We start from the raw sequence: 17,881 nt of genomic DNA on the forward strand, positions 1-17,881 counted from the left end.
CGCGAGGGCTACTTCACCTTGCCGGTGAAGATCGCGGTCTCCGACTCGTAGTCGGGCGCCACCTCGATCTGGAGGAAGGACTCGCCCTTGGGCAGTTCGCAGCCCCACGGCACGGAGAGGGACCGGCCGGCCAGGATGCTGGTGTCGGGCAGACCGTCGAGTCCGTCGTCGTAGATGGACTCCCCTTCCTTGCCCTCGTCGCCGTAGGCGCAGTTGACCGTCATCATCGAGGCGTCGATCTTCTTGTCCGACTTGTTCACGATCTTGATGGTGAACTTGGCGTACGGGGTCTTCTCCGGGGACGCGTACTCGCTGGAGACTGCCCGAGTGATCTTGGTCAGGCTGATCTCGACGTCGTTGTCGTACGCGATCGTGTCGTCGAGGCCGTAGGAGTCGTCGCCGGAGTCCTCGGCCGGGGCGTCGGAGTCCGCCGCGTCGGTGGCGGAGTCGTCGGCGCCGGTGTCATCGCCCTCGGCCGGTGCCGTCTTGGTGACGGTGACGGTCGGCGCCGCCTCGGCCTTGCCGTCGCCGGTCACGCTCGCGGTGACGACGGCGGCGAGGACGGCCGCGACCACCGCCGCGCCGGCGGCGATGAGGACCGTGGTGGTCTTCTTCGGCGGCTGCGGCGCTTGCGGCGGCTGCGGCGGGTAGTAGCCGGGCCCGGGCGGCGGGTTGTAGCCGGGCATGGGCGGCTGCGTGTTGTCGTAACTCATGGTCCCCCCAGGGATGGTTCTGTTGCGCGATCAATCATCGCCCGGGAGACCGTGATTGTGGAGGTGTCGTAATGAAAATGTGCTGATGAGGGCGGTGTTCGGCTACTCCGTGCGCAGGGCCGTCGCGGTGCGGGCCCGCGCCGCCCAGCTCGCCGGGAGCAGCGCGCCGAGCGCGGCGATGACGATGCCGGCGCAGCCGAGCAGGAGCAGTTCCGGGGTGTCGTACACGTCGAGGACGACCTTCGGCAGTCCGGTGTCGGCGGTCTCCGCCATCTTCGGCAGGACGTAGCCGTGCAGCGCGAACCCGACGGGCACCCCGATCAGCCCGCCGACCACACCGATCCCGGCCACCGAGGCGAGCACGAGGCTCACCGTCTGCCGCGGCGACATGCCGAGCGCCTTGCACACGCCCAGGTCGTGGACGCGCTCCCGGGTGTCGAGGACGACGGAGTTGAGCACACCGAGGCCGGCGACGGAGACCAGCATCAGGGTGAGCAGCGCCGCCATCGCGTCGAGGACTAGGATCAGGTTGTCCTGCCGCGAAGAGGAGTTGGCGACGGCCTGACCGCCGAGCGTGCTCACCGTCTCGTTGAGCTTCGTGGCGTACTGGGTGGCCTGGACGCCCGACTTGAGGTCGACGAGGAACATCTGCGGCTCGACGGTGGGGAAGTCGGCGAGGCTCGCGTGGAAGCGGAGTCCGTCGTCGGAGGTGTCGAAGGCCTCGCCGACGATCGTCAGGGTCCGCGTCTGCTTGCCGACCGTCACCCGCAGCGTGTCGCCGACCTCGGTCTCGGTGGTGTTCAGGAAGTGGGTGGAGACCACGACCTGGCCGGGTCCGGTGATCCAGTGCCCGGAGATCATCTCGTAGGCGGCGGCGTGCAGATCACCGTCGTAGAGCACGGCCTGCACGGCGCCCGGGACGCCGACCGCGGTGCCGTCCGTCTGGGTCCTCTCGTAGTAGGTGTCGGTGCCGGACTGCCGCTCGATGGCCGCGGCCACCTGCGTGGGATCGGCCGTGGCGGTCTCGCCCCCGCCGGGCCCCGAGCGGGGTTCGCCGGTGAACACGGTGACCGGGGCGCTGTCCTCCGGGTCCTGGGCCGACCCGACCGCGTTGAGGGACGCGGTCAGCCCGAGCGCGAAGGTCGCCGCGACAGTGCCGAAGGTGACCGCGAGCAGCATGGCGAGGGTGCGCACCGGGTGCGCGAAGGGACCGGCGAGGCCGTACGTCACCGCGCGCGGCAACGGCAGCCGCCCCGCCGCCCGGTGGGCCCACTGCCCCCGCCCGGTGCGCGGTGCCCGGCCGACCGCGATGGCCTCCACGGTCGGCAGCCGTCCGGCCCGCAGCGCGGGCACCAGCGCGGCGACCGTGACGACGGACAACGCGGCTCCGGCCACCAGGACGTCCACCCACCAGGCCACCGACAGCGACGCGCTGCCGTAGACCGTCTCGGTGTCCTCCAGGAGCGGCATCGCCATCAGGTTTCCCAGGACGACGCCCAGCGCGATCCCGACGCCGGCGGGGACCAGCGCCTGGGCGACGTAGGCGCGGACCACCTCGCGCGGGGTGAAGCCGAGCGCCTTGAGGATGCCGATCCTGCGCAGGCTGGTGCCGACGGCGCCGCTGATGACGCTGCCGACGATGATGACCGACATGACGAGGCCGAGGACGCCGAACGCCATGAGGAAGGGGATAGTTGGCGCCGCGCTCTGGTCGGCGGCGCGCTTGGTGTCCAGCCAGGACTCGGTGCCCATCAGCGCGCCGGAGGGCAGGGCGGCGGTCAGCTTGCGGCGGTCGGCGGCGAGCTGCGCCTTGGTGTCCGCGGAGTCGAACCGGTAGAGCATCTGGCGGGTGACGCGGGTGTCGTCGGAGGCGAGCGCGGTGACCTGTGCGGGGGTGGCCCAGGCGTCGGCGGTCTCGCCGACCGAGTGGGCGAAGCCGACGACCGTGAGGGCCGTGCCGTCCGCGGCGTCCGAGGTGTCGAGCGTGGCGCCGAGCCGGAGGGCGGGGCCCTCGAACTCGCTGGAGAGGACGACCTCGCCGGCCTTCGTCGGCCACCGTCCGGACTTCAGGTCGAGCCGGTCGACGTCGGTGTTCGGTGCGGACCGTCCCACCAGCGTCACCGGCGGCAGGTGGCCGCCCCCTTCGTCCACCGGCCGGATGGTCGTGACGGGGTAGGGCCCCGCGCTGCCCGTGACCCCGTCGAGCCGTCCGGTGGCCTTGAGTTGGGCCTGGCTCGCCTTGGCCGGGTCGAACTGCGCGACGAGGTGCGCCCCGTTCTGCGCGGCGAAGGCGTGGTCGAAGGGCGCGTTGGAGGCGACCATCAGCGATCCGGCGACCACGGCCGAGGCCACGGCCATCAGGGTGGCGAGGGCGATGACGACGGTCTGCACCCGCCGCCGCCCCACCCCGGCCCGCACGACGCGACTGAGCGCGCTCATCGGACCGCCTCCGCCTGGGTGTCGAGGGCGAGGTGGCCGTCGACCAGGTGGATCGTGCGGCTCGCGACCGCCTCGGCGAGGGACGGGTCGTGGGTGACCAGCACGATGGTCTGGCCGCCCCGGTGCAGGTCCACCAGCAGTTCCCGTACGTCGTGGCCCGAGGCGCTGTCGAGGGCGCCGGTCGGTTCGTCGGCGAGGAGCAGCGCGGGCCGGTTCACCAACGCCCTTGCCACCGCGACCCGTTGGCGCTCCCCGCCGGACAACCGGCCCGGGTAGGCGCGGGCGTGCTTCTGGATGCCCAGCAGCTCCATGAGCTCGCCGGCCCGGGCGGCGGCCTTGCGGCGTGCGGTGCCGGTCAGTTGGGCGGGGAGCTGGATGTTGTCGGCGACGGTGAGATCGTCGAGCAGGTTGAAGAACTGGAAGACCATGCCGATCCGTTCGCGGCGGAACCGTGCCGACGCGTGCTCGCTGAGCTGGTCGACGCGCTCACCGGCGACGGTCACCGTGCCGCTGGTCGGCTTGTCCAGGCCCGCGACGAGGTTCAGCAGCGTGGACTTGCCGCTGCCGGACGGGCCGGTGACGGCGAGGGCCTCGCCCTGGGCGACACCGAGGTCGATCGGTCCGAGCGCGGGCGCGCCGGAACTGTCGTAGCGCTTGGCCACGCCCGACAGTTCGATCACTTGAGTCATGGGAGTCGTCCGTCCTTGTGAGTGGAGTGGGCTCTTGCTGTGCACCGGCCCAGCGAAAGTAGGGGCGGACGCGGGCGCGGCGCGTCGGCCGGGGCACCGACTTGCGGCCCTTCGCGCGGACGATCCGGGCCGCGGGTCATCCCTGCGGCGTACGCCTCAAAGACGGTTCGTCGGCCTCCGAGACGGACGCGGGCCCGGGAGGGCGAGCCGCACAATGTGCGGATGGAGACGGAGGACCTGCGCCCACGGCGTACGGAGGACCGGCGCGGGTGGCGGCGGCAGCTGCGGGACACACTGCGTCCGGAACCTCGGCGTGAGCCGTTGTCCCGGCGGGCCGTGTGGGCGGACGCGGTGCTGGCGGTGCTGCTGACCGCCGTCGCGCTGTTCGTCGCGGCACGCTATCCGGGCGACGGGCCGATGAACGTGACCCCGGTCGATCTCGGCGGACCGACCCCGCCCCGGCCGCCCGCGCCGGGCCGGTGGATGGCGGACGAGGAGCCCGCAGCCCCGCCCTTCGTCCTGGTCGTCCTCTCCGCGCTGCCGCTGGCCGGCCGACGGCGGTATCCGTTCGTCGTGTTCGCCGTGGTGATGGGAGCGGTCCTGGCCATCGGGGACGACGCCTCCTGGATCAACGTGCTGACCTGTGTGGTCGGGGCGTACAGCGCCGTCATGTACAGCAGGCACCGGGTGGGGGCGCTGGCCGGGCTGTTCGTCGCGGCCGTGCTCGCCGGGCTGGCGTTCCGGGACACCGAGCCGGTCCTGCCGGGGTGGTCGAGCCCCGCGGTGGTCCTGCTGATCGCCGGGGTGCTGGCCGGGCTCGCCCGGGTGTGGCAACGGCAGCTGGCGGCGGGCCGGGAGAGGTTCGCCCGTCTGGAGCGCGAGCAGGAGGAAACGATGCGCCGGGCGGTCGAGGAGGAACGCGCCCGGATAGCCGCCGAGTTGCACGACGTCGTGACCCACAATGTGAGCGTGATGGTCATCCAGGCGGGCGCGGCGCGCAAGGTGATGGACGCGGCACCGGAGCGGTCGAAGGAGGCGTTGCTGGCGGTGGAGGCGGGCGGCAGGGCGGCGATGGCCGAACTACGGCACGTCATGGGGCTGTTGGCGGCCCCGGACCCGGACCAGCCCGAGGCACTGGAGCCGCAGCCCGGCCTCGCGCAGCTCGACGCGCTCATCGTCCGCGTACGGGCCGCCGGTACGCCGGTCGGCATCGCGGTGTCACTGCCTCCCGAACCCCTGCCGCCCGGCGTCGACTTGACGGCGTACCGCGTGGTGCAGGAGGCGCTGACCAACACGATCAAGCACGCGCCGGGCGCCGAGGCGTCCGTCACGATCGGCTACGGCGGCGACCGGCTGGAGATCGAGGTCGCCGACACCGGCGGCGTCCGCGATGCCGCACCGGCGGACGGCAACGGCCGCGGCCTGATCGGGCTGCGCGAGCGACTCGCCGTCTACGGCGGGGAGTTGACCGCCGGTCCGACAGTCGCCGGCGGCTACCGCGTCAGAGCCCTCGTCCCGTGGCGGACCGCGTGACCGGGTCCGCGCTGCGCGCCGTCATCGCCGACGACCAGGCCCTCGTACGCACCGGCTTCGGGATGATCCTCGCCGCGGACGGCATCGAGGTGACCGCGGAGGCCGCCGACGGCGCCGAGGCGGTCGCGGCGGTCCGGCGCACCCGCCCCGACGTGGTGCTGATGGACATCCGGATGCCCGGCATGGACGGCATCGAGGCCACCCGGCGCATCCTCGCCGACGACACGTCCGAGGGCACCCGCGTCATCATCCTGACCACGTACGACCTCGACCACTACGTGTACGCGGCGCTGACCGCGGGCGCCTCCGGCTTCCTGCTCAAGGACGTCACCCCCGAGCACCTGGTCGCCGCCGTCCGCCTCGTCCAGTCCGGCGACGCCCTGCTCGCGCCGGCGATCACCCGCCGGCTGATCGAGCGCTTCGCCCAGCGCGAGGAGCCCCGCCCGACCGCCTCCCCGCACCGCGACCTCTCCGCGCTGACCCCGCGCGAAGTGGAGGTGCTGCGGCTGCTCGCGACGGGGCTGAGCAACGCCGAGCTCGCGGAGCGCCTGTTCCTCAGCCCCACCACGGTGAAGACCCACATCGGCCGCATCCTGTCGAAGCTGGAGCTGCGCGACCGCGTCCAGGCGGTCGTCCTCGCCTACGAGTCGGGGCTGATCACGCCGGGAAATCCGGAAGACGTCCCGGGCGCCGATCGTTACCGTTGAGGCATGGAGGTCACCCAGCACACCCACAGCGCAGCCGCGCGAGCGACCAGCTCCCCGGCTGCCACCGCCTGACCTCACGTCACCTCTCCCCCGGCGGCCGGAAACGGACCGCCGGTGCAGTGCGTGTACATCCCTCGCTGTTCCCACGGTCCTTTCCGGTGCCCCGCACCTCAAGGAAGACCGTCATGAACACCGACCGCACCCTGCGCACCTTCACCGACTTCTACGTCGAGCGCGGCCACCACCTGATCACCGGCAGCACTCTTCTCCCGCCGCCCTCGGACCCGGTGCTGTTCACCACGTCCGGCATGCATCCGCTCACCCCGTACCTGGAGGGCCGCCCGCATCCCCAGGGGCGGCGGCTGGTGAACGTGCAGCGCTGTCTGCGCACCACCGACCTGGAGGAGGTCGGCGACCCGACCCATCTGACGGTGTTCGAGATGCTCGGCTCGTGGTCGCTCGGCGACTACGACCACTCACGGAGCCTGCGCTGGGGCCACGAACTGCTCCGAGACGGCTTCGGCATCCCGCAACGGCATCTGTACGTCACCGTCTTCGGCGGCGACGACCAGGTCGGCCCGGACACCGAATCGCTGCGCACCTGGGAGGAGTTGGGCGTCCCCGTCGAGCCGACCGTGGAGGACAACTGGTGGTCCAACGGTCCCGTCGGCCCGTGCGGCCCCGACTCGGAGATCTTCGTCTGGACCGGCGACACCCCGCCGGAGGGCAGCCCCACCACCGACCCGCGCTGGGTGGAGGTCTGGAACCACGTCGGCATGCGCTACCGCCGCCAGGAGGACGGCAGCCTCTCCCCGCTGTCGCAGCAGAACATCGACACGGGCATGGGGCTGGAGCGCCTGCTGACCGTCCTCCAGGGCCGTGGCTCGGTCTACGAGACGGATCTGTTCGAACCCTGGACGCGGCTGCTCCCGCGGCTGTGGGACCTCGACGAGCCGTCGTTCCGCCTGGTCTGCGACCATCTGCGCTCCGGTGTCGTCGTCATCGGTGACGGCGTACGGCCCTCCCCCACCGGGCGCGGCTACGTCCTGCGCCGCCTCGTCCGCCGCCTCCTGACCACCCTCTGGCAGCAGGACCGCGGCCGCACCCTGTCCGACCTGCCGCGGGAGCTCGTCGAGCACACCCTGGACCACTTCCGGCTGCCCGGCGGCACCGGCCCCGTGCTCGACGTCCTGCTGGAGGAAGAGGGCCGCTTCGGCAAGCTCCTCGACCGGGGCCACCGCGTCCTCTCCCGCCCGCAGTACCGAGGGCAGCTGTCCGAGGAGGACTACCACTACCTCCACGACACCCACGGTCTGCCCCGCGATCTCGTCGTCGGCCTGCGCAGCCTGCACGGATGAGCCGGCGCGCATGATCGTGCCCGGGCCGCCCGACCGCGTTACCCCTCGGGCGGCCGGGGCACTCGGGGGCCGCGGCGGCTTCCTCCCGGAGTCGCCCGATCCTGTCGGAGGTGGAGAGCATGGGGCACGGCGGAAACGTGATCGACGAGCTGGTCGCCGATCACCGCGAGGTCGAGGAGTTCTTCGGTCGTATCGAGGCGCTGCCCTCCGGCGACAAGGACCGCAAGGTCCATGCCGACCAGGCCACCATCGAGCTGGTCCGGCACTCGGTCGCCGAGGAGGCCTACCTGTATCCCGCCGTGCGGGAGCACCTGGCGAACGGCAACACCCTCGCCGACCGGGAGATCGAGGACCACGCGAAGGCCGAGCAGCTCATGAAGGACCTGGAGTCCTGCGAGGCCGACGACCCGGAGTTCGACCGGATCGTCGGCGAGCTGATGGCCGAGGTGCGCGCGCACATCGCCGACGAGGAGGAGAACCTGTTCCCCCAGCTCCGCGCGGTCTGTCCGCCGGAGCGCCTGGACGAGCTGGGCGAGCAGATCCGCAGGGCCAAGAAGGTGGCGCCGACCCGCCCGCACCCGTCCACGCCGAGCGAGCCACCGGCGAACAAGCTGCTCGCGCCGGGCCTGGGCCTGGTCGACCGGATACGCGACGCGCTGACGGGCCGCGGCAAGGAGGACTGACTGCATCCGTCGCGGGTGTCAGCGCTGTTCCCGGAGGCGGCCGAAGAGCGGTGCCGCCTCCGGGAGGGCGCCGCCGACCGGGCTCACCTGACGGGCGATCCGCTCCGCCGCGCCCGGTACGAAGGGCCGTAGTTCGTCGCCGAGCACCCGGCACGCCGTGACCAGCGCGGCGAGGACCGCGTCGAGGCGTTCGGCCGCGTCGGTGTTGCCCTGGCGCTCCGCCCGGGCCAGTTCCCAGGGGCGGGTGGCGTCGATGCAGCGGTTGGCCTCCTCCACGATGTCCCAGGCGGCGTCGACGGCCCGCCGGAAGTCGAAGTCGCCAAGGGCCGCGTCGATCCGCCCGGGCACTGCCCGGCACACGTCGAGCAGCGGCGTCACCGCGAACCGGTCGGCGCCGAGCACCGGGACGGCCCCGGCGCGGTACCGGTGGACCATGGTCACGATCCGGTGGACCAGGTTCCCGAGGCCCCCGGCGAAGTCGGCGTCGGCACGGGCGATCAGCCGCTCCTCGGTGAAGTCGGCGTCCCCGACCCGGGGGACGTCCCGCAGCAGCCACCAGCGCACCGCGTCCGTGCCGTACGCGGCGGTCAGGGCGACGGGGTCGACGGTGGTCCCGCTCCCGGACTTGCTGATCTTGCGTCCGCCGACCGTCAGATAGTCGTGGACGAGGATGTCGGTCGGCAGCGGCAGGCCCGCCGACAGCAGCATGGCCGGCCAGTACACGGCGTGGAAGCGTACGACGCCCTTGCCGACGAGATGGACACGGCGGTCCCCGGCGGCCCACCACCGCTCGTAGGCGGGGTCGTCGGTGCCGTAGCCGAGGCTGGTGACGTAGTTGCCGAGGGCGTCCCACCACACGTAGACGACCTGGTCGGGGTCGTCGGGCACGGGGATGCCCCAGCCGCGGGCGCGGGTGTGGGAGCGGGAGACGGAGAAGTCGTGGAGGCCGCCGTCGATGAGGGCGAGGACCTCGTTGCGGCGGGCGGCGGGTTCGATGCGCAGCGCGCCGCCGGTGATCAGTTCGCGGAGCCGGTCGGCGTGGCGCGAGAGTCTGAAGAACCAGTTCTCCTCGGCGACCCGTTGCGGTGCGGTGCCGTGTTCCGCGCACCGGCCGTCGTCCAGTTCCTCCGGGGTGTAGAACTGCTCGCAGCCTACGCAGTACAGCCCCTCGTACGTCTTCCGGTAGAGGTCCCCGGCCGCCGCGCAGCGGCGCCACAGGCGTTCCACGCCCGCACGGTGTCGAGGGTCGCTGCTGGTGCGGATGAAGTCGTCGAGGGACAGGGCGAGCGGGTCGCGCAGGGCGGCGAACGCGTCGGCGTTGCGGTCCACCAGGGTCCGCACGTCCACGCCCGCCGCCTCCGCGGCCAGCACGTTCTTCAGCGAGTTGTCGTCGGTGCCGCTCAACAGACGGACGTCGTCGCCCCGTTGGCGGCGGTGCCTGGCCAGGGTGTCCGCCTGGACCAGCTCCAGGGCGAAGCCCAGGTGCGGGCGGGCGTTGACGTACGGGATGGTCGTGGTGATGTAGTGGCGTGGTGTGGTCATCGGTCCTCCCGCCGGTACCGGGACCTGGTCCGCACCACGCGTCGAGGCCCCGTCCCGGGGCCTCGGATTCGGTACGCGTCCGTGCTCAGCAGCCCCAGTGCGGGGGCATCATCCGGTGCTGAGTCGAAGGCGTGATCATGGCGACGAGGGTAGCAACGGCGCCCGGCGTGGACACCTTCTTTTCCGGCGTCCCCGAGGGTCGATCACCCTCGGGGCCCGGCCGGGCGCCGCCCGCTCCCTCCCCGTCAGCTCTTGCCGAGGAGTCGCCAGATCTGGTTCTTCTTGGTGCTCAGCGCGCTCGCCGGGTCGCAGGTCCACTGGTGGACCAGGGCGCCGGCCGCGGTCGAGACACCGCTGACGTCGACGCACTTGCCGCTGTGCACGGCGACGAGCTGGTAGTCCTTGCCGTTGCCGAGTGCGGTGACGGGGTTGAGGGTGAACATCTGGTTCGTGGTGCCACTGCAGGTCCACTGGATGACGGCGGCGCCGTCGGCCGTGGAGGCGCCCGAGACGTCCAGGCACTTGCCGCTGTGCTCGTTCACGATGGTGTAGGTGTTCGCCCGGCCGGCCACCGGCTTGAGGTCGAGCATCTGCTGGTAGCCGCCCTCGCAGGGGTACTGCTGGTACTGCGTGCCGTCGGCGGCGGAGAGGTTGGTGTCGTCCAGGCACTGACCGCTGTGCTGTGCCACCGCGACCGTGGAGACGGTCGTGTCGGACGGCGGCAGCAGCGTGACGGTGTAGCCGTCGGCGGCGTCCGTCCACGGCACGCTCACCGAGGCCGAGTTGCCGCTGACGGTCAGGGTCTGGTCGGAGACCGTCACCGGACCCGTGACCGCGCCGCCGCCGTTGTTCGGTATGCGCTGGACGACCGCGCGCACCCGGCCGTTCTCCACCACCGAGGTGGTGTCGAGGCGGTTGAGGTTGACGGTGACGTTGCCGGTGTTGGCGTTGGTGCCCAGCAGGATCTTGGCGTTGCGGGCCGTGTTGTCCTTGGTCGCCAGCCCGTCGGTGTTCGTACCGGGGGTGAGGTTCACGATGTTCCCGGTCTGGGAGCCGTAGTACCGGTAGAGGAACCACTCCCCCTTCGGCAGGTACCGACCGGAGCTGTCCTTGGTGAGCAGGTCGGCCGCGTAGTCGTGGAGGCTGGGGCCCCCTCCCCAGTTGGAGCGCAGGCCGTCGGCGCCGGCCCGCTCCAGGCGGCTGATGAACCAGCCGCCGCCACCGGGGTTCTGCTGCTCGCGCCCGGCGTACTCGTTGATCTGGTACGGCCGGGTGTTGGTCAGGCCCGCGGCGGCGAGGGTCGAGTTGGCGTTGTTGACGGCCGTGACGGGGTCGTGCGGGATGGCGTGCCAGCTGTAGATGTCGGGGGCGACGTTGTTGGCCTTGACGTGGTTCAGGAAGGTGGTCCACCAGGAGTTGGAGGAGCTGGGCGGGTTGGCGATGCTGGGGCCGACGATGAGCTGCCCGGGCAGGTTGGCCCGCACGGCGGCGTGGAAGCGGGACCACATCTGCAGGTACTGGCTCTGGGAGCGGCCCCAGAAGCCGCTGAGGTCCGGCTCGTTCCACAGGTCCCACTCCACCGTCATGTTGTTGGCCTTGACGTCGGAGATGAGCTGGTTGACGAAGTTGTCGAACTGCGTCCAGTTCCCGTTGTCGCCCGGGAAGCCCGTGCTGGTGGTGCCGTCGGCGCCCCACAGGTCGTGCGGCAGGATGACGAAGGTTCCGCCGAGCGCCTTGGTGCGCTTGTACTGGGCGAGGGTGGCGTTCCAGCGGGTCCGGTACTCGGCGAGGCTGGTGGCGTAGCCGCCGCCGTTGAGCTGCGCGCCGCCGGCCCGCTCGAAGTGCCACTTGATGTCCTTGAAGAAGTGGTCCGGCGGCTGCGACCCGTCGACGGTCAGTCCGTAGATCATGCCGGAGGCGCGGTAGGTGGGGGCACCTCCGGCGGTGGCGAAGTCGACGCTGACGGCGGTGTCCGCGGCCTGGGAGGGGGCGGCGGGGAGCAGGGTCGCGGCCAGGGCGGCCAGGAGGGCGGCGAGGGAGGCGGTGGACCGGCGTCGGGATCTGCGGGGCGTGCGGGGTGATGTCACGGTGCGGCTCCTGCCGGGGCGGGGACGGGCCCCGGGCCCGGTCGGGCCCGGGGTGGTGCAGGAGGCGGCCGGTCAGCGGCCGTCTCTGTGTGCGTGCGCCTCGGCCAGCAGGAGATAGCCGGCCGCGGTCCAGGTGTAGGCGCGGTCTCGCAGACCCGTTCCGGTGACGGCGTCGAAGTTCTCGGCGAACCCGTGCGTCTCGCAGAGGGTCCGGAAGCGGGCGCTGATGTCGTCGGCGAGCCGGTGGTGGCCGGCCCGGCGCAGGCCGTCCTCGATGAGGACGGTGGCCGGCGCCCAGATGGGGCCGCGCCAGTAGCCGTCGGCGAGGTAGTGCGGGGAGGTGGTCAGTTCGGTGGCCAGGCCGTACGGCGTGAGGTGGGCCTTGATGTGGTCGGCCAGCGTGCTGCCGACCTCGGCGGGCAGATGCTCGCCCAGCACGACGGGCATCAGGTCGAGAAGGCTGGCGGTGCTCCAGGTGTCCCCGGTGGCGACTCCCCGGGCGACGAAGCGGTCGCCGGTCCAGAGCTGGTCGAGGAGCGTGGCCTGCGTCTCCTCTGCCGTCCGCGTCCACCGGCGTGCGTCGTCCTGCTTGCCCAACTCTCCGGCGAGGGAGGCGAGTTCATGCATCTGGAGGACCAGGAATGCGGCCAGGTCGGCGGTGACGACCACCCGCTCGGGGTCGAAGGTGGTGGCGTTGTCCCAGCCGCTGTCGTTGCCGTGCTGGTAGTAGGGCAGTTCGGCGCCGGGGGCGCGGCGGGCGGTGAGCCAGAACTGGGTCCAGCGCTCCAACCGCTCGTACACCTGGGCCAGCTCGGCCTGGCTCGGCGGCGTCGGCAACCGGCGGCGCAGATGGCCGAAGGCCCAGCCGTGGATGGGCGGTTTGACGAAGTTGTGCAGCACCTCGGAGTGGGTGACCGAGTCGGGCAGGGCGCCGCCGGCGTCCTGGTGGTCGAAGGGCAGCTGGAACTGGTCGAGGCCGAGCTCGGGACAACCCGGCGCCAGGGCGAGGGCGTTGAAGCAATGGTCCCAGCTCCAGACCTTGTCCATCCAGTGCTTGGACATCAGCACGCCGGGCCGGGTGACGAGCCCCGCCGGCCGGACGGTCGCCGACCAGACGACGTAGGCGGCGAGTTCGGCGGCGGGGGTGTCGGCCGAGCGCCAGGGAGCCACGGCGTCCACGAACTCCGCGAAGGCACTCCGCGCGGCCTCCACGACGTCGTCGAAGGTCGCCGAGGACGCGTACGGCGGGCGGGCGGTGTCGAGTTCCTCGACGGCGATCTCCCAGCCGCCGCCCGCCTCCGCCGTGACGGCGAGACCTCGGTCGGTGCTGCCCAGGGTCTGGTCGCCGGGTGTGGCGGCGATCGTGCCGGACAGCAGGGTGACGCGGTAGCGGCGTCCGGTCTCGTACGACGTGAACACGTGCGCGTCCGCCGCCGGGTCGTGGAAGAAGTACGTGCCGCTGAACGGGGTCAGGGCCTGCGCCGCGGCGAACACCCCGATGTCCAGGCCGCTTCCCCGCAGCCGTACGGTGTCCGGCGACTCGTAGGCGAGATCGATGCGACCTGCCTCCCCGGTCCAGGTGAGCAGTCCCGGTGTCCCCTGCCGGTCGGTCTCCACCCGCTCGCCCGCGGACAGGGGGACCAGGCGCAGGACGGCGTGCATGCCGTTCTGGTGCGAGACCAGATGGAGGTCGTCGGCGTACGTCTTCTCCGCCACCACGGGTGAGACGTCGAACCACGATCCGTAGGTGCTGAACGGGATGTCGGAGAGGGAGAAGGCCGGGCCGGTTCGGGCGTCGGTCATGAAGGGGCTACTCGTTTCTTCAGCAAGGGGGTGCTCTTCAGCAAGGGCGTGCGGAGGTCGCTTCAGTCCTTGACGGCACCGGCGGTGACGCCGGCGGCGACATAGCGCTGGGCGAGGACGAGGATGACCGCGGCGGGCAGCGAGGCCACGACGGCGGTGGCCATGATGGCGTTCCACTCCTGGTTGTTGTTGCCGATGTAGTGGTAGATGCCGAGCGTGATCGGCTCGTGGGCACCGCCGTTGACGAGGGTGCTGGCCAGGACGAAGTCGGACCAGGACCACAGGAACGCGAACAACGACACCGTGACGACGGCGTTGCGGCTCATCGGCAGCACGATCGACCGGAAGATGCGCCAGGCCCTGGCCCCGTCCATCTGCGCGGCCTGGAGCAGTTCGCCGGGGATGCCGGACATGAACGCGGTGAAGATGAGCACCGCGAAGGGCACGGCCAGGGTGGAGTCGGCGACGATCAGGCCGGGGACGGACTGGAGCATGTCGAGCTGGAGGTAGATGGCGTAGAAGCCCATCGCCATGATGATGCCGGGGATCATCTGGGCGGCCAGCAGGAGGAAGCTCAGGACGCCGCCGCCGCGGGGGCGCAGCTTGGCCAGGGCGTAGCCGGCGGGTGCGGCCAGGGCCACGGTCAGCAGGACGGTGCCGAGCCCGACGACGAGGCTGGTGCCGAGATAAGGCAACTGCTCGTCGAGGACGGTGCGGTAGCCGGCCAGGGTGCCGTGGACGGGGAACAGGTCGGGTGGGCTCTTGCGCATGTCCTGGTCGCGGGTGAAGGACACGTTGACCATCCAGTAGACCGGGAAGAGCATGATCCCGGTCAGCAGCACCCCGAGGGCCGTCTTCCCTCGTCGCTTCATGACAGCGCCTGCTTTCTCTGCACCCGGACGTAGATCAGGCCGAAGACCAGCGCGGCGACCACGAGCAGGTTGCCGACGGCCGCGCCCGGGCCGAAGGCGGGCACCAGGTTGCCGAAGCCGAGCTGGTAGGACCAGGTGGCGAAGGTGGTGGACGAGTCGGCCGGACCGCCCTTGGTCATGATCCAGATGATGTCGAAGACCTTGAGCGTGTAGACGAGGCCCAGCAGCAGGGTGATCGCGGAGACCGGGCGCAGCAGCGGGAAGGTGATCCGCCAGAACCGCTGCCAGGCGTTCGCGCCGTCGATGGCGGCGGCCTCGTGGAGCGAGGTCGGGATGGACTGGAGGCCGCTGTAGAGGACGACCAGGTTGAAGGGGACGCCGATCCAGACGTTGGCGATGATCACGGAGGCCAGCGACCAGTCCGGTGAGGTCAGCCAGTTGACCGGGTCGATGCCCACGGCGCTCAACAGGGCGTTGACGACGCCCGATTCGCTGTTGAGCATCCAGGACCAGGTGGAGGCCGACACGATCAGCGGCAGCAGCCACGGCACGAGGAACAGGGCGCGCAGGGTGGCCGAGAGCCGGAAGTGCTGGTTGAAGAAGACCGCGAGGGCCAGGCCCAGGGCGTACTGGAAGACCAGGCACACGGCGGTGAAGACCACGGTGTGCAGCAGAGCGGGTGCGAAGGTCGGATCGTCCAGGACGGTGCGGTAGTTGGCGAGGCCGGTGAAGGGTGCGTCGCCCTGGACGAAGGAGCGGACGGTGTAGTGGCGCAGGCTCAGGTCGAGGTTGCGGTAGAGCGGATAGGCGTAGAAGAGGACGAGGTAGAGGGTCACCGGCGTGAGGAAGGCCCAGGCGGCCCACTGCTGGGAGGTGGGCCGGCGGCGCGGTGCGGCGGGGGCCGGGCCACCGAGCGTGGCCCGGTGGCCCGACTTCTGGAGTGTGGCACTCATCAGATCGCCCTGACGTGGCGTCACTTGACCGCGGACTGGGCGGCGGCCAGCGCGTCCTTCGGGGACTTCGAACCGCTGAGGGCGGACTGGACGGCCTTCCACATCTGCTCGGAGATCTTCGGGTACTTGGTGCCGAGGTCGTCACTGGTCCGCCCCCGGGCCGCCTTGACGGCGTCGACCCACGGCTTCAACTCGGCGTTCGCCGCGATCTGCTTGGCCTGCACCTCACTGATGGGGGCCACGTAGGACAGCGTGGTGTCGGTGTCGTAGAGGTGGTCGGTGTTGGTCAGGCAGGCGACGAGCTTCTGCGAGGTGGCGTAGCGGTCGGTGTCGCTCTGGACGGGGAGGGTGACGAACTCGCCGCCGGTGGGGGCCGCCGCGTTGCCGCCCTTGGCGCCGGGTATCGGCAGGACGCCGTAGTCGAAGCCGGCCTTCTTGGCGTTGGCGAGCTGCCAGGTGCCGTTCTCGGCGAAGGCGTAGTCGCCGCTGGCGAACTCCTGCCAGCTGGTGGTCTGGGTGTTGTTGATGACCGAGTTGGGCGCGTACCCCTTCTTCAGCCAGTCGCTCCACAGCGCGAGCGCCGACGCACCTTCGGCGGAGTCGAGTTGGGTCAGCTGGGCGCCCGATCCCCAGAACCACGGCAGGAACTGGAAGCTGCCCTCCTCGGTGCCGATCGCGGAGAAGGTGATGCCCTTCTTGCCGGCCTTGTCGACCTTGGCGAGGGCCGCCGTCAGCGAGGCCCAGTCCTTGATCGAGGCGACGTCGACGCCGGCCTTCTTCAGGACGTCCTTGTTGTAGTAGAGGGCGAGGGTGTTGGCGCCGATCGGGGTGCCGTACGTCTTGCCGCCCGACTGTCCGGCCGCCAGCAGGTTGGGGTCGACCTTGGAGGTGTCCAGCTTGTTGTCGTCGGTCGTGGTGAGCACGCCCGCCTCGGCCAGCGTCGAGACCACCGGGTTGTCGACGATGAGGACGTCCGCGGAGTTGTCCTGCTGGGCCGCCAGGAGCGCCTTGTTGGACAGGTCGCTGGTGTCGAAGGCGGTCCGCTTGACCTTCACCCCGGCCTCGGTGCCACAGGAGTCCAGCAGCTTCGCCCAGGCCGAGCTCTTGTCGAACTGCGGGTAGGGGTCCCAGATCGTGTACGTCCCACTGTCCGCCGTGTTCGATCCGCCGTCCGAGCCGGAGCCGCAGGCGGTGGCGGTGCCGGCGAGGGCCAGGGCGGCGAGGGCGGCGGCGGTCAGGCGACGGTGCCTGAAGGTGCTGTTCATCGCGGGTTCCTTACGGTTTTCGGTATGCGGGTGCCGAGGCACGGACTTTTCGGGCGGGGCGGTGCCGAGGCAGTGGGGTGCCGGGCGGAAACGGGCACGGCGGAGGGCGCCGTGGTGCGATGGCGTCGAGAAGGAACGTGGGGGAGCCGGGGTCAGGCGGTGCCGGCTCCCGCGGGCCCGGTGCTGGCCCGCAGCGAGATCGGCGGTGTGAGCAGATGGTGGCGGGGCGGTGCGTCGGGCTGGTCCAGCCGCTCGACGAGCAGTTCGACGGCGAGGCGGCCCAGCTCGGCCGCCGGTACGTCCGCCGCGGTGAGCCGCGGGGTCACCGTCTCCGCCCAGCGGCCGGCCACCACTCCGGTGACGGAGAAGTCGCGCGGCACATGGCGGCCCGCTTGGGCGAGCCCCCGGTAGATGCCGCCGAGGGCGGCCTCGTTCAGGGTGACCAGGGCGGTGGTGTCCGGGTCGTCGTGCAGGATGCGCTCCACGCAGCCCTGGCCCGAGGCGGCGTCGTCCCCGCAGCAGTACGTCCGGACCGTCAGCCCGCGCTCGGCCGCGGCCTTGGTGAAGCCGTCGAGGCCGCGGTGCGCGGACTCGTACCCGGCCCGCAGCAGCTGCTCGGGCCGGTTGACGAAGGCGACCCGGCGGTGGCCGAGGTCCGCGAGGTGGTGGACGCAGGCCGCCGCGAGGGCGGTGTGGTCCAGGGCCACCCACCAGGTGCCCTCGGGGTGGGCGGTGCGGCCGATGGCGACGGAGGGGAAGTCCAGCTCGGCCAGGTGATCGACCCGGTCGTCGGCCAGCCTGATCTCCATCAGGATCGCGCCGTCGACCCGCCGCTCCCCCAGCAGCCGCTGGAAGGAACGGTCGCTGTCGACGCCGCTGGGTGACAGCAGCACGTCGTAGTCGTAGGCCGCGGCGGCCTCGACCACGCTGCCGATGAAATCGAGCTGCATGCCCGTGTAGTGGTTCCCGGCCGGCGGGAAGACCAGCCCGATCGTGCTGGTCCGCCCGTTCGCCAGGGCGCGGGCGCTGGCGCTGGGCCGGTAGCCCAGTTCGTCGACGACCTGCTGGATCTTGCGGCGGGTGTCCTCCGAGACCGGACGCTTGCCGCTCAGCGCGTAGGAGACGGTGCTCCGCGAGACACCGGCCCGCCGGGCGATCTCACCGATGTTCACGGGGACTCCTTCGTCGAAGCCGATTCACGTCCGAACCGCTGTCGAACCGGTTCGCGTGAAGTGAC

Annotated in this window: 14 protein-coding genes; 4 read left to right on the forward strand and 10 right to left on the reverse strand. The window is 71.4% G+C overall.

What is annotated here, in order from left to right:
* Positions 1-8: 8 nt before the first annotated feature.
* The 3 genes from EJC51_RS05170 to EJC51_RS05180 form a co-directional block, all read right to left on the reverse strand.
* Positions 9-713, reverse strand: coding sequence for a hypothetical protein (locus EJC51_RS05170; RefSeq protein WP_126269919.1), 705 nt, complete (start codon positions 711-713; stop codon positions 9-11).
* A gap of 102 nt (positions 714-815) precedes the next feature.
* Positions 816-3,152 carry an ABC transporter permease gene (locus tag EJC51_RS05175; RefSeq protein WP_126269920.1) on the reverse strand — a complete coding sequence of 779 codons (2,337 nt, stop codon included), beginning with the start codon at positions 3,150-3,152 and terminating at the stop codon, positions 816-818.
* The gene (locus EJC51_RS05180) at positions 3,149-3,841 is read right to left on the reverse strand and encodes an ABC transporter ATP-binding protein (RefSeq protein WP_126269921.1); all 693 of its coding nucleotides are present in this window, start codon (positions 3,839-3,841) and stop codon (positions 3,149-3,151) included. The genes EJC51_RS05175 and EJC51_RS05180 overlap by 4 nt, the downstream gene beginning before the upstream one ends.
* A 222-nt stretch (positions 3,842-4,063) precedes the next feature.
* Between EJC51_RS05180 and EJC51_RS05185 the strand changes: the two genes are divergently transcribed.
* The 4 genes from EJC51_RS05185 to EJC51_RS05200 all read left to right on the forward strand — a co-directional run bounded on the left by EJC51_RS05185 (position 4,064) and on the right by EJC51_RS05200 (position 8,122).
* Complete coding sequence (locus tag EJC51_RS05185; RefSeq protein WP_126269922.1) at positions 4,064-5,374, forward strand: sensor histidine kinase; 1,311 nt, start codon at positions 4,064-4,066, stop codon at positions 5,372-5,374.
* Positions 5,359-6,081: a response regulator gene (locus EJC51_RS05190; protein ID WP_126269923.1), complete on the forward strand. Its 723-nt coding sequence runs from the start codon at positions 5,359-5,361 to the stop codon at positions 6,079-6,081. Before EJC51_RS05185 ends, EJC51_RS05190 begins: the two co-directional genes overlap by 16 nt.
* Positions 6,082-6,266: 185 nt before the next feature.
* A complete protein-coding gene (locus tag EJC51_RS05195) occupies positions 6,267-7,439 on the forward strand; it encodes an alanine--tRNA ligase-related protein (RefSeq protein WP_126269924.1) in 1,173 nt (390 codons plus the stop codon).
* A gap of 119 nt (positions 7,440-7,558) precedes the next feature.
* A complete protein-coding gene (locus tag EJC51_RS05200) occupies positions 7,559-8,122 on the forward strand; it encodes a hemerythrin domain-containing protein (RefSeq protein ID WP_126269925.1) in 564 nt (187 codons plus the stop codon).
* Between the two features lie 18 nt (positions 8,123-8,140).
* Here the strand turns inward: EJC51_RS05200 and EJC51_RS05205 are convergent, their stop codons facing one another.
* The 7 genes from EJC51_RS05205 to EJC51_RS05235 form a co-directional block, all read right to left on the reverse strand.
* Positions 8,141-9,664, reverse strand: coding sequence for a methionine--tRNA ligase (locus tag EJC51_RS05205; RefSeq protein WP_126269926.1), 1,524 nt, complete (start codon positions 9,662-9,664; stop codon positions 8,141-8,143).
* A gap of 245 nt (positions 9,665-9,909) precedes the next feature.
* Positions 9,910-11,751 carry an RICIN domain-containing protein gene (locus EJC51_RS05210; RefSeq protein WP_244362503.1) on the reverse strand — a complete coding sequence of 614 codons (1,842 nt, stop codon included), beginning with the start codon at positions 11,749-11,751 and terminating at the stop codon, positions 9,910-9,912.
* Between the two features lie 72 nt (positions 11,752-11,823).
* A complete protein-coding gene (locus EJC51_RS05215; RefSeq protein ID WP_126269927.1) occupies positions 11,824-13,554 on the reverse strand; it encodes an amylo-alpha-1,6-glucosidase in 1,731 nt (576 codons plus the stop codon).
* Between the two features lie 62 nt (positions 13,555-13,616).
* Positions 13,617-14,426, reverse strand: a complete 810-nt coding sequence (locus EJC51_RS05220; protein WP_126269928.1) for a carbohydrate ABC transporter permease — start codon at positions 14,424-14,426, stop codon at positions 13,617-13,619.
* Positions 14,423-15,379, reverse strand: coding sequence for a carbohydrate ABC transporter permease (locus EJC51_RS05225; protein ID WP_126269929.1), 957 nt, complete (start codon positions 15,377-15,379; stop codon positions 14,423-14,425). The genes EJC51_RS05220 and EJC51_RS05225 overlap by 4 nt, the downstream gene beginning before the upstream one ends.
* Before the next feature lie 20 nt (positions 15,380-15,399).
* A complete protein-coding gene (locus tag EJC51_RS05230) occupies positions 15,400-16,644 on the reverse strand; it encodes a sugar ABC transporter substrate-binding protein (protein WP_126269930.1) in 1,245 nt (414 codons plus the stop codon).
* A gap of 152 nt (positions 16,645-16,796) precedes the next feature.
* Positions 16,797-17,816 carry a LacI family DNA-binding transcriptional regulator gene (locus tag EJC51_RS05235; RefSeq protein WP_126269931.1) on the reverse strand — a complete coding sequence of 340 codons (1,020 nt, stop codon included), beginning with the start codon at positions 17,814-17,816 and terminating at the stop codon, positions 16,797-16,799.
* Positions 17,817-17,881: the final 65 nt, after the last annotated feature.

It is taken from the genome of Streptomyces aquilus (assembly GCF_003955715.1).
Classification (GTDB): domain Bacteria; phylum Actinomycetota; class Actinomycetes; order Streptomycetales; family Streptomycetaceae; genus Streptomyces; species Streptomyces aquilus.

What these genes read in the sequence shown, in the direction of transcription:
- EJC51_RS05225 (WP_126269929.1), bottom strand. Translation starts at nt 15,379, where the DNA reads ATGAGTGCCACACTCCAGAAGTCGGGCCACCGGGCCACGCTCGGTGGC.
- EJC51_RS05215 (WP_126269927.1), bottom strand. Translation starts at nt 13,554, where the DNA reads ATGACCGACGCCCGAACCGGCCCGGCCTTCTCCCTCTCCGACATCCCG.
- EJC51_RS05175 (WP_126269920.1), bottom strand. Translation starts at nt 3,152, where the DNA reads ATGAGCGCGCTCAGTCGCGTCGTGCGGGCCGGGGTGGGGCGGCGGCGG.
- EJC51_RS05180 (WP_126269921.1), bottom strand. Translation starts at nt 3,841, where the DNA reads ATGACTCAAGTGATCGAACTGTCGGGCGTGGCCAAGCGCTACGACAGT.
- EJC51_RS05205 (WP_126269926.1), bottom strand. Translation starts at nt 9,664, where the DNA reads ATGACCACACCACGCCACTACATCACCACGACCATCCCGTACGTCAAC.
- EJC51_RS05200 (WP_126269925.1), top strand. Translation starts at nt 7,559, where the DNA reads ATGGGGCACGGCGGAAACGTGATCGACGAGCTGGTCGCCGATCACCGC.
- EJC51_RS05170 (WP_126269919.1), bottom strand. Translation starts at nt 713, where the DNA reads ATGAGTTACGACAACACGCAGCCGCCCATGCCCGGCTACAACCCGCCG.
- EJC51_RS05185 (WP_126269922.1), top strand. Translation starts at nt 4,064, where the DNA reads ATGGAGACGGAGGACCTGCGCCCACGGCGTACGGAGGACCGGCGCGGG.
- EJC51_RS05230 (WP_126269930.1), bottom strand. Translation starts at nt 16,644, where the DNA reads ATGAACAGCACCTTCAGGCACCGTCGCCTGACCGCCGCCGCCCTCGCC.
- EJC51_RS05220 (WP_126269928.1), bottom strand. Translation starts at nt 14,426, where the DNA reads ATGAAGCGACGAGGGAAGACGGCCCTCGGGGTGCTGCTGACCGGGATC.
- EJC51_RS05195 (WP_126269924.1), top strand. Translation starts at nt 6,267, where the DNA reads ATGAACACCGACCGCACCCTGCGCACCTTCACCGACTTCTACGTCGAG.